Source organism: Sphingomonas sp. LH128 (genome assembly GCF_000293195.2).
Classification (GTDB): domain Bacteria; phylum Pseudomonadota; class Alphaproteobacteria; order Sphingomonadales; family Sphingomonadaceae; genus Novosphingobium; species Novosphingobium resinovorum_A.
In genome coordinates, this window is record NZ_ALVC01000576.1 from 1 (window position 1) to 10,978 (window position 10,978).

The 10,978-nt window shown below is 66.0% G+C and carries 11 protein-coding genes and 1 tRNA gene; 9 read left to right on the forward strand and 3 right to left on the reverse strand.

Features of this window, described 5'->3' with window-relative positions; all coding sequences use genetic code 11:
- Window positions 1-62: 62 nt before the first annotated feature.
- Window positions 63-1,217 (forward strand): AI-2E family transporter, encoded by a 1,155-nt coding sequence (locus LH128_RS30330; RefSeq protein WP_008833520.1) that lies wholly within the window; start codon window positions 63-65, stop codon window positions 1,215-1,217.
- Between the two features lie 159 nt (window positions 1,218-1,376).
- Here the strand turns inward: LH128_RS30330 and der are convergent, their stop codons facing one another.
- Window positions 1,377-2,756, reverse strand: coding sequence for a ribosome biogenesis GTPase Der (gene der, locus LH128_RS30335; RefSeq protein ID WP_008833521.1), 1,380 nt, complete (start codon window positions 2,754-2,756; stop codon window positions 1,377-1,379).
- Between der and LH128_RS34910 the strand changes: the two genes are divergently transcribed.
- Both LH128_RS34910 and LH128_RS30340 read left to right on the forward strand, forming a co-directional pair.
- Window positions 2,755-2,943, forward strand: a complete 189-nt coding sequence (locus tag LH128_RS34910; protein WP_327195329.1) for a hypothetical protein — start codon at window positions 2,755-2,757, stop codon at window positions 2,941-2,943. The genes der and LH128_RS34910 overlap by 2 nt on opposite strands.
- Window positions 2,944-3,052: 109 nt before the next feature.
- Window positions 3,053-3,706: a CHAP domain-containing protein gene (locus LH128_RS30340; protein ID WP_037522203.1), complete on the forward strand. Its 654-nt coding sequence runs from the start codon at window positions 3,053-3,055 to the stop codon at window positions 3,704-3,706.
- A 63-nt stretch (window positions 3,707-3,769) separates the two neighbouring features.
- Here LH128_RS30340 and LH128_RS30345 read toward each other — a convergent pair whose 3' ends face one another.
- On the reverse strand, window positions 3,770-4,084 hold the full coding sequence (locus LH128_RS30345) for a DUF3297 family protein (RefSeq protein ID WP_008833523.1): 315 nt from the start codon (window positions 4,082-4,084) through the stop codon (window positions 3,770-3,772).
- Window positions 4,085-4,162: 78 nt separating this feature from the next.
- Between LH128_RS30345 and LH128_RS30350 the strand changes: the two genes are divergently transcribed.
- The 5 genes from LH128_RS30350 to LH128_RS30370 all read left to right on the forward strand — a co-directional run bounded on the left by LH128_RS30350 (window position 4,163) and on the right by LH128_RS30370 (window position 8,751).
- Window positions 4,163-4,237 (forward strand) — tRNA-Val (locus LH128_RS30350).
- 189 nt (window positions 4,238-4,426) lie between these two features.
- Window positions 4,427-5,707 (forward strand): serine--tRNA ligase, encoded by a 1,281-nt coding sequence (serS, locus tag LH128_RS30355; RefSeq protein ID WP_008833524.1) that lies wholly within the window; start codon window positions 4,427-4,429, stop codon window positions 5,705-5,707.
- Between the two features lie 166 nt (window positions 5,708-5,873).
- Window positions 5,874-6,635: a 5'/3'-nucleotidase SurE gene (gene surE / locus LH128_RS30360; RefSeq protein WP_008833525.1), complete on the forward strand. Its 762-nt coding sequence runs from the start codon at window positions 5,874-5,876 to the stop codon at window positions 6,633-6,635.
- Window positions 6,635-7,717, forward strand: coding sequence for a LysM peptidoglycan-binding domain-containing M23 family metallopeptidase (locus LH128_RS30365; RefSeq protein WP_008833526.1), 1,083 nt, complete (start codon window positions 6,635-6,637; stop codon window positions 7,715-7,717). The genes surE and LH128_RS30365 overlap by 1 nt, the downstream gene beginning before the upstream one ends.
- 8 nt (window positions 7,718-7,725) lie before the next feature.
- Window positions 7,726-8,751, forward strand: coding sequence for a potassium channel family protein (locus LH128_RS30370; RefSeq protein ID WP_008833527.1), 1,026 nt, complete (start codon window positions 7,726-7,728; stop codon window positions 8,749-8,751).
- Between the two features lie 164 nt (window positions 8,752-8,915).
- Here the strand turns inward: LH128_RS30370 and LH128_RS30375 are convergent, their stop codons facing one another.
- On the reverse strand, window positions 8,916-9,308 hold the full coding sequence (locus tag LH128_RS30375; protein ID WP_008833528.1) for a DUF1761 domain-containing protein: 393 nt from the start codon (window positions 9,306-9,308) through the stop codon (window positions 8,916-8,918).
- Window positions 9,309-9,439: 131 nt separating this feature from the next.
- On the opposite strand from LH128_RS30375, the gene rimO reads away from it, so the two are divergent.
- Window positions 9,440-10,819 carry a 30S ribosomal protein S12 methylthiotransferase RimO gene (gene rimO / locus LH128_RS30380; RefSeq protein ID WP_008833529.1) on the forward strand — a complete coding sequence of 460 codons (1,380 nt, stop codon included), beginning with the start codon at window positions 9,440-9,442 and terminating at the stop codon, window positions 10,817-10,819.
- Window positions 10,820-10,978 lie beyond the last annotated feature (159 nt).

The window sequence follows — 10,978 nt, forward strand, 5'->3', positions numbered from 1 at the left end:
CCCGCCGCCGCTGCCGTCGTTTATCGGATGGCAGCGGCGGTTTTGCGTTGTAAGGGGTGGTAATGGGATCTGACGAAAAGCGTGGGTTACAGACCGAGGATGTCGGCTTCGCCGTCCTCGTGGTGCTTATTTCCTTGGCCGGGGCCTATCTGCTCGCCCCGTATTTCGGCGCTGTCCTGTGGGGCGTGGTCGCCGCGATCATGTTCCAGCCGATGACCGCGAAGCTCGCCGAACGGCTGGACGGACGCAAGAACCTTGCCGCCTCGATCGTTCTGTTCGGCCTGATCGCACTGTTCGTGGTGCCGACGATCCTGCTTGGCATCAGCATCGTCAACGAGGCGACGGTCCTCTACCAGAAGATCACCACCGGCCAGATCGACTTCGGCCGCATCGTCCAGCAGGTCCAGGGCGCTCTGCCGCACCGCGTGCGCAGCATGGTCGCCGAATTCGGCCTCAACGATTTCGAGACGATCCGCCGCCAGTTCGGCTCCAGCATCACCAGCGGCTTGCAGACGGTCGCAGGCCGGGTGCTGTCGGTCGGTCAGGGCGCGCTGAGCTTCGTGGCGGCACTGGGCGTGATGCTCTACCTCAGCTACTTCCTGCTGCGAGACGGCGACCGCTACGGCGAGATGGTGCGCACCAGCATGCCGCTCCACGCCGACACGCGCGATTCGCTGATCCAGAACTTCCTGCTCGTGGTGCGCGCGACGATGCGCGGCACCGTGGTCGTCGCGGTGGTGCAAGGGCTGCTCGGCGGTCTGCTGTTCTCGGTGCTGGGCATTGAGGGCGCGGTGATCTGGGGCGTGCTGATGGGGTTCTTTTCGCTGCTGCCGGCCGTCGGGACCGGCATCATCTGGGTGCCCGCCGCGATCTACCTCTTCGCTTCCGGCAACACTGTGCACGGCGGCATCGTGGTGTTCTGCGGCGTGTTCATCATCGGCATGGTCGATAACGTGCTGCGCCCGATCCTCGTCGGCCGGGACACCCGCCTGCCCGACTTCGTGGTGCTGATCGCGACGCTTTCGGGGCTGGAACTGTTCGGCCTCAACGGCTTCATCATCGGCCCGGTCATCGCCGCCCTGTTCATCGCGGTATGGAACCAGCATCGCGACCGGCGCGAGGCCAAAGCCGCTGTGGCGGAAGGCTCGCCGATCCCGGTGCAGACCGAAGCGGGTGCGGCAAAGGCGGTAGAGGAAGCGGTGGCGCATCCTTCATGACGCCCCGTCGTCCCGGACTTGATCCGGGACCGCTGGCACATCTTGAGGCGATAGGCCGCAGGCGCACGCAGCGACGTGGGCTGCTCATGGCCAGCGGTCCCGGATCAAGTCCGGGACGACGGAAACGACAAGGCCGGAGTTCATACCCCGGCCTTGCCCTCAGTCCTTCTTGAACGGGTTCTTGGCGCTGCGCAGGTTCAGGCGGATCGGCACCGATTCGAAGCCCAGTTCGCGCCGCATCCCGTTGATGAGATAGCGCTTGTAGCTCTCCGGCAGCAGGTCGAGGCGCGTGCCGAAGACCACGAAGCCCGGCGGGCGGGTCTTCGCCTGCGTGATGTAGCGCAGCTTGATGCGCTTGCCGCCCGGCGCCGGCGGCGGGTTGGCGCCCAGCGCATCGTCGAACCAGCGGTTAAGCGCCGAAGTCGGCACGCGCTTGCTCCACGCCTCGCGGATGGAGAAGGCTGCGGCGATCATCTCGTCCAGCCCCTTGCCGGTGCGCGCGGAGACCGCCAGCAGCGGCAGACCGCGAACCTGCGCCAGTCCATCATCCAGCGCGGCGCGAATGCCGTTGAACAGGCCCGAGGCATCCTCGGCCACGTCCCACTTGTTGATCGCGATCATCAGCGCGCGGCCCTCCTCCAGCACCTTCGACGCGATCGTCAGGTCCTGGTGCTCCAGCCCGCGCGTGGCGTCGAGGAGCAACACGACGACTTCGGCGAAATCGATCGCATGGCGCGCGTCGGCCACGGCCATGCGCTCCAGCTTCTCGACCACGTTGGCGCGCTTGCGCATGCCGGCCGTGTCGATCAGGTGAACCTCACGCGTGTCCTGCGTCTTGGGGTCCGTCCAGTTCCAGTGGATGGTGATCGAATCGCGGGTGATCCCCGCCTCCGGCCCGGTGAGCAGGCGGTCTTCGCCCAGCAGCTTGTTGATGAGCGTGGACTTGCCAGCGTTCGGACGGCCGACGATCGCCAGCTTGAGCGGCGCGAGCAGGCGCGCTTCCTCGTCCTCTTCCTCGGGGAATTCGTCTTCGGGCGGCTGCAGCGGATCGAGGTGCGGCAACAGCGCCTCGAACAGGTCCGCCATGCCTTCGCCGTGTTCGGCGGAGACACCGATCGGATCGCCGAGGCCCAGCGAATAGGCTTCCAGCAGCCCGCCCTCGCCCGCGCGGCCCTCGGCCTTGTTGGCAAGCAGGATCACCGGCACCGGCGAGGCGCGCAGCCAGTTGCCGATCTCCTCGTCGAGCGGGGTGAGCCCCGCGCGCGCATCGACCACGAACAGCGCGACATCCGCGGTCGCCAGCGCGGCCTCGGTCTGCTTGCGCATACGGCCCGGCAGCGTTTCGGCCTCGTCGTCCTCCCAGCCGGCGGTGTCGACGATCTGGAATTTCAGGCCGATAAGCTCGGCATCGCCGAAACGACGGTCGCGCGTGACGCCGGGCTGGTCGTCGACCAGCGCCAGTTTCTTGCCGACGAGTCGGTTGAACAGCGTGGACTTGCCGACGTTGGGTCGGCCTATGATGATAACTTGGGGAAGCATGATTCCCACCGCTTGGGGATTTCCGGCGAATTTAGCAAGCTTTGCGGTGATTCGCGCTGCCCCGCCAAGAGCAGGACGCGTCGGCGTCAGCCCCGACCACTTCGCGAAAAGCCCGCCGATTACCTGCATTTACAAAGGCATCAGGAAAAGGGCGAAAATCCGCGTTAACGTCGATGCAATCGATTGATGCTCAATGTTCGAGCCGATTTGAGCAACTCGACCGGAACCTTTCGGCCGCTCGTCGTTAACCAACCCCGGAAGACGCATGGCAATGTTCCGAGGGCAAAACGGCGTTCATGAGGGCTTTTCGACACATCACCGTTGCAGCGCTGGCTCTGGCGAGCGTGCTTCCCGCAACCGCCATGGCCGCGACCGTCATCGACGCGGACGGCGCGCGCGACGGCGGCGCGGGCTCGGCCGTGAGCGTGCCCAATACCCCCGGCCACCTCGAATGCGTGCCTTATGCGCGCACCACTTCGGGCATCCAACTCTATGGCGATGCGTGGACCTGGTGGGGTCAGGCCAAGGGCCGCTACGCCACCGGCGGATCGCCGCGCGTGGGCGCGGTAATGGCGATCAAGCCGTTCAACAATTCGAGGCTCGGCCACGTCGCCACCGTCAGCCGCATCGTCGATGCGCGCACAGTGCTGCTCAGCCACGCCAACTGGTCGGTGCCGGGCGAGATCGAGCGCAACGTCACCGCGCTCGACGTCTCGCCGAACAACGACTGGAGCGAAGTGCGCATCTGGTACGGCCCCTCGCGCAATCTGGGCAACACGCACTGGCCGGTCTCGGGCTTCATATACAACGCCAAGCCCGGCACGAAGTTCAGGGATGCAGAGCCCGATCGCGGCGAAGTTCGCCTTGCCTTTGCCCGCGATGGCAGTCCGGCAAAGAAAAAGGGCCGCCGCAGCGACCCTATCGGCGACATTATCGCCGGAAAATTCTAACCTTCTCATCCCCCGAAGAGCGCGCCCTCGCCCATGCGACGGCGCGCTTTTCGTTCCGGGAGTTCAGTCTTTCTTCGCGACCGGCGGGTTCTCTCCGAGGTCTTCGTACCATGCCTCGACCGGCCCCATCAGCTTGACGGTAAGCGGATTGCCCTTGCGGTCGAGCGTCTTGCCCGCCTGCACGCGTACCCAGCCTTCGGAAATGGAATATTCCTCGACATTGGTACGCACGGTGCCCTTGAAGCGGATGCCGACGCCGCGCTGCAGCTTGTCCTGATCGAAGAAGGGGCTGCGCGGATTGATCGCGAGGTGATCGGGCGGCACGTCGGAACCGGAGGTCACGGGTGCGGATTCGGGCGTCTGGGTCTCTTCAGTCATACTGCAGCGATTTATCTTGCATTCCCCGCTTGTCAATTCGATCCGGCCTGTCTAAAGGCGCGCTTCCGCTAACGGAGCGGGCGCGTAGCTCAGCGGTAGAGCACACCCTTCACACGGGTGGGGTCACAGGTTCAATCCCTGTCGCGCCCACCATCCTTCTCCAAGGATGGTGACTTCGCCTCCGGCGATCTTCCTGAAACTGATCTTGCATCCAACCGCATTGCGGCTGCGTCCTAATCGGCCGGTGCCTTCTGCACGGCGCCGTTTCCCCGGCCGATCGGCGTCATAAACCGGCGCGGCGTCTTGCGGGCGCAACGCCCGCGCGGCATAGGCAGCGGCACTATGCACGACATCCGCCAGATCCGCGAAAATCCCGAAGCCTTCGACGCCGGCCTCGCCCGCCGGGGCGTAGCGCCCGTTGCCGCCAGCCTCGTCGCCCTCGACGAGCAGCGCCGCGCCGTCGCGACGCGCATGCAGGAAGGGCAGAACCGCCGCAACGAAGCCTCCAAGGCGATCGGCAAGGCCATGGGTTCGGGCGACACCGCCACGGCCGAGGCACTCAAGGCCGAAGTCGCGACGCTCAAGGATACCCTCCCCGCGCTCGAAGCCGAGGAGAAGGCACTTTCCGCGCAGCTTCAGGACGCGCTGGCGGGCCTGCCCAACATTCCCGTCGCCGAAGTGCCGGACGGCGAGGACGAATCGCAGAACGTCGAAGTCTCGCGCTGGGGCACGCCGCGCGAATTCGCCTTCACGCCCAGGGAACATGCCGACCTCGGCCCCGCACTCGGCCTCGATTTCGAGACGGGCGCGAAGCTGTCGGGCGCGCGCTTCACCTTCCTCAAGGGCCAGATGGCGCGCCTGCACCGCGCGCTCGCGCAGTTCATGCTCGACACGCAGACGGCGACCAACGGCTACATGGAATGCGCCGTGCCGCTGCTGGTCAAGGACGAGGCCGTCTACGGCACCGGCCAGTTGCCCAAGTTCTCCGAGGATCTGTTCAGGACCACCGACGGCCGCTGGCTGATCCCGACGGCCGAAGTCTCGCTGACCAACGCGGTCTCGGGCGACATCCTGAACCCCGAGACACTGCCCCTGCGCATGACCGCCCTCACCCCCTGCTTCCGCTCGGAAGCGGGCGCGGCCGGGCGTGACACGCGCGGGTTCATCCGCCAGCACCAGTTCGAGAAGGTCGAACTCGTCACCATCGCCAAGCTGGAAGAGAGCGAGGCGGAGCACGAGCGCATGGTCAAGGCCGCCGAGGGCATTCTCGAAGCACTCGGCCTGCCCTACCGCAAGGTGCTGCTCTGCGCCGGCGACATGGGAGCCACCGCGCGCAAGACCTTCGACCTCGAAGTCTGGCTGCCGGGTCAGGCCGCTTACCGCGAGATTAGCTCGATCTCGAACTGCGGCGACTATCAGGCCCGCCGCATGAACGCGCGCTACAAGCCGGAAGGCTCGAAGAAGACCGAGTTCGTGCACACGCTCAACGGCTCGGGCCTCGCGGTCGGCCGTACGCTGGTGGCGGTTCTGGAGAACTATCAGCAGGAGGACGGCTCGGTTCTGGTGCCCGAGGTGCTCAAGCCGTGGATGGGCGGGATCGAGAAGCTGGAAGCGCTGGTCTGAGCGACCACCCTTCCTCGTCATTGCGAGCATAGCGAAGCAATCCAGGGCAGCTCGATTCCGCCCTGGATCGCCACGGACCTGCGGCCCTCGCGATGACGAAAGAAAATACGGTGCCGCAACGGGTTCGCGTAGCCTCCCTTGCGCAACTATGGTTAAAGGCATGAATATGCGCATTCTCCTCACCAATGACGACGGCATCAACGCCCCCGGCCTCTATGTGCTGGAGAAGATCGCCGCGCAGCTTTCCGACGACATCTGGATCTGCGCGCCGAGCGAGGAACAGTCGGGCGCTGGGCACTCGCTGACGCTCACTCGCCCGGTGCGGATGCGCCAGCACGCGGAAAAGCGCTTCTCGGTGACCGGCACGCCGACCGATTCGGTGACGATGGGGCTGCGCAAGGCGCTGCCCGGACCGCCCGATCTGATCCTCTCGGGTGTCAATCGCGGCGCCAACCTCGGCGATGACGTGACGTATTCGGGCACCGTCTCGGCCGCGCTGGAAGGCGCGCTGGCGGGTATCCGCTCGATCGCGCTCAGCCAGGTCCCCTCGCGCGAGGACATGGGCGACGGCGTGGACTTCGCCGCCGCCGAGGCATGGGGCGCCAAAGTGCTGCGCCCGCTGCTCGATCAGCCGTTCGCGCCGCGCACGCTGGTCAACGTCAATTTCCCGGCGCTGCCCGCCGATGCGATCAAGGGCATCCGCGTCGTGCGTCAGGGCTTCCACGACTACGCGCGCGGATCGGTCGTCGAAGGCCGCGATCCGCGCGGTTTCCCGTATTACTGGTTCGGCCTCCACGGCATCGAGCACACGCTGGGCCACAACACCGACCTCGAGGCGATCTCGGAGGGCTACATTGCGGTGACGCCGCTGCACCTCGACCTTACGCATGACGCCTCGATGCAGGCGCTGGCGGAGCGTTTCGCCTGATGAAGCGCGCCCTCTTCCTCGCTGCTGCCCTTGCGAGCACGCCCGCTTACGCCGCCGCTCCCAAAGAGGAAGAGACGGTCCACGTCGTCGCATCCGGCGAAACGTTGAACGGCATCGCCAACCGCGCGGGCGTTTCGACCAGCGCCATCGTCAAGGCCAACGCGCTCAAGGAACCTTACGTGGTCCGCGTCGGCCAGAAGCTGGCAATCCCGCGTGACGGCAAAGCCGCGCAAGTAGCCCACGCTGCCGACACCGCAGCGCCTGCCGCGAAGAAGGTCGCCACTGCCGCCCGCGTGATCGAGGCCCGCACCCCGGCTGCCGCAGGTGCGCCCGAATACGAGACCGAACATCTCGTCGCCACCGGCGAAACGCTCGGCGGTATCGCCGCGCGCGCCAAGGTGCCCCGCATCCTCATCGCCGAAGCCAACGGCCTGCAGCCGCCCTATGACGTGCGCGTCGGCCAGAAGCTGCGGATTCCGCGCACCGGCCGCCATCTGGTCAAGGCGGGGGAAACCGCCTTCTCCATCTCGATGGACACCGCCGTTCCGTGGGAGCAGATCGCGCTCGCCAACAACCTCGATCCGGCCGCGCCGGTGAAGCCGGGCCAGAACCTGCTGATCCCGACGCTGATCGAACCACCCAAGGGTGCCGCGAAGACCATCGTGCCCGCACCCAAGCCGGTGGTTGCGGCCCCGGCACCTCGCTCCGCGCGGTTCGCGTGGCCGCTGGCAGGCACAGTGCGGCGCGGGTACACGACGGGTTCTGACTACCACGACGGCATCGATATTCCTGCCGCCAAGGGCACGATGGTCCGTGCGGCCGCTGCCGGAACCGTCAAGTTCGCGGGGGCAGAGAAGAACCAGTTCGGCAACCTCGTCGTGCTCGACCACGGCGACGGCTGGTTCACCGCCTACGGCTTCCTCAGCCGCGTCACGGTAAAGGAAGGCGCGAAAGTCGCCGCCGGGGAACGCGTGGGCCTGGTCGGTGACACCGGGCGCGCCAAGGGCAGCGAACTGCACTTCGAAGTGCGCCAGGATGGCCAGCCCGTCGATCCGCTGGGCCAGTTGCCCAAGGCCCCCTGATCACCGGCATGAAGAAGCCGAAACTGCCTCCCAAGCTGGCGAAGCCGCTCAAGCGCGCGGTCGACCTGCCGGTATGGGCGGACCTTGGCCTCCGGCTCGGCGGCGCCTTCGCGCTGGTGATGCTTGTGGTGCTGCTCCACTGGATCGACCGCGACGGCCTGAAGGACACGCACGACGGGACCGTCAGCTTCCTCGACGTGTTCTATTTCACGATGATCTCGATCACCACGACCGGTTTCGGCGACATCGCGCCGGTCAGCGACAAGTCACGGTTGATCGAGGCGGTCATCGTCACGCCGATCCGCTTCGCGGTGATCTTCATCTTCGTGGGCACCGCCTACAATTACTTCATCAAGCATAGCTGGGAGAGCTGGCGCATGAAGCGCATTCAGGAACGCCTGTCCGACCATGTCGTCGTGCTGGGCTTCGGCGTCAGCGGCTCGCAGGCGGTACAGGAACTGATCGCGCGCGGCACCGACCCGGCCTGCATCGTCGTCGTCGATCCGTCCGCGGGACGACTGCGCCATGCCGAGCAGCAGGGCTGCAACGTGCTCGAAGGCGATGCCACCCGCGACGAGACGCTGGCCGCCGTGAGGATCGACGCTGCGCGCACGATCCTCGTCTCGGCGGGGCGCGATGACACCTCGATCCTGATCGTGCTGACCGCGCGCCACCTCGCGCCCGGCGTGCCGATCACCGTGGTGGTCCGCGCCGACGACAACGAACTGCTGGCGCGGCAGGCGGGTGCGGACAACGTCATCAACCCGGTCCGCTTCACCGGCCTGCTGCTGGCAGGCTCGGCGGAAGGGCAGCACATCGCCGAGTACATGTCCGACCTCGCCTCGGTGGATGGGCGGGTGCAGTTGGTCGAACGACCCGTGCGCCCGGAGGAAGTCGGCAAGTCGCTGGATCAATTGGCCACCGGCAAGGGCGTGCGCATCTATCGCGGCGAGCAGTGCATCGGCTTCTGGGAGCCCGGCGCGAAAGTGCTGGAGGCCGGCGATCTGATCGTGGAGATCGCGGTCACGCCTTGAAGTCTATTCTAAAGTTATCGCAGCAAATCTCGTCATCCCAGCGCAGGCTGGGGCCGCTAACCGCAAAAAACCTGCGTAGCGTGAGGGCGCTTTGACGAGGGTTGGGCGCACAGCCGCCAGCGGTCCCAGCCTGCGCTGGGATGACGAGAGTGTTTGCAGCAACCTTACCCGAATACCCAGAACACCAGCCCCATCGCCAGGTAGGCGACCAGCCAGAACGCGCAGTCGATCACCCGGCGCGCGGGCTCGGTGCGGCTGCGTGAGTGCGTCAGCCACACCGCAGGCATGACGAAGGCGATCGCCAGTCCGCCGCTCTGCATGAAGTAGAGCCAGGGCTTCGCCGCCAGCGTCTCGGCACCGATCCGGGCGAGCGCATGGCCCAGCATCGCCGCGCTGATGAGGAACACCACGGCCATGGTGATGTAACCGCCCGCACGTTCAGAACTGCCGGGGACGATCTGGCGTCCGTCACGGAACAGCACGGTGTTCCACACGACGCCCGCCGCTACCGCGAGCGCTGCAGCCAGCACGACCGCCAGCCAGTTCACCGGACCCATTTCCAATCCTTCCCTAAGTGCGGCGCCCTGTCTTGCAGGCTCCGTGCACTTGTGCAAGTTTTGCGAATCACCCGCAAAATTCGTTTTTCGTGACTCGGACGCCATTTGCGGGTATCGGGCGCGCCAATCCCATGGCTATCGAACTCCCCTCCCCGCCGAAAGTCGGCATGGTCAGCCTCGGCTGCCCGAAAGCGCTCGTCGATTCAGAGCGCATCCTCACCCGTCTGCGCGCGGACGGCTACGACATGAGCCCGGACTATTCCGGCGCCGACGTCGTGCTCGTCAACACCTGCGGCTTCCTCGACTCTGCCAAGGAAGAAAGCCTTGCCGCCATCGGCGAGGCGATCGCCGAGAACGGCCGCGTGATCGTGACCGGCTGCATGGGCAACGAGGCGGAAGCGATCCGCGCCAAGTTCCCGCAAGTCCTCGCGGTGACCGGTGCGCATCAGTACGAGGCAGTCGTCGAGGCGGTGCATGAGGCGGCCCCGCCCGAACTCTCGCCCTACCTCGACCTGATCCCGCAGGCCTACGACGACGCCGGCGTCAAGCTGACGCCGCGCCACTACGGCTACCTCAAGATCTCCGAGGGCTGCAACCACGCCTGCTCGTTCTGCATCATCCCCAGCTTGCGCGGAAAGCTGGCAAGCCGCCGCATCGACGCGGTGCTGCGCGAAGCGGAAAAGCTGGTGCAGGCCGGAACGCGCGAACTGCTCGTCATCAGCCAGGACACTTCGGCCTACGGCGTCGACGTGCGCCACGAGGAACGCATGTGGAAGGACCACGCGGTCCGCACCCACATGACCGACCTCGCCCGTGAACTCGGCGGCCTGAAGGATGCGCAGGGCCGCAAGCCGTGGGTGCGCCTGCACTACGTCTACCCCTACCCGCACGTCGACAACGTCATCCCGCTGATGGCCGAAGGGCTGATCACGCCCTACCTCGACATCCCGTTCCAGCACGCGGCGCCGTCGGTGCTCAAGGCGATGAAACGCCCGGCTAACGAGGCCAAGGTGCTCGACCGCATCCACAAGTGGCGCGAGATCTGCCCGGATATCGCGATCCGCTCCAGCTTCGTCGTCGGCTTCCCCGGCGAGACCGAGGCGGACTTCCAGTACCTGCTCGACTGGCTCGACGAAGCACAGCTCGACCGCGTCGGCGCCTTCCGCTTCGAACCGGTCGAGGGTGCCTCGGCGAACCACCTGCCCGATCCGGTGCCGGAAGAGGTCAAGGAAGAGCGCTACCAGCGGATCATGGAAAAGACCGCCGCGATCAGCGCCGCGAAGCTCGCTGCCAAGGTCGGCCGCGTGCTGCCCGTCATCATCGACGAAGTGGGCGAAGCGGACGAAGACGGTGACGTCGGTGCAACCGGCCGCTCGCAGGCGGACGCTCCCGAGATCGACGGAAACGTCTTCCTGCGCGACGCTGGTGGGCTGCAAGTCGGTGATATCGTTGAAGTTCTCGTCGAAGACGCGGACGAGCACGACCTCTATGGGGCCGTTTTGCAAAGTTGACGCTCAGCGCACAGAGGGCGACCGTTGCAAGACATGCAACTTATGTAATGGTTTTCGCGTTTGCGGGAATCACCCTCCGAAAGCATATGGGGGGTGCCTTTCAGGCATCCTCTCCCAAAACTTCTACAGGGCTGGTCTTCGGACCGGCCCTTTCTTTTT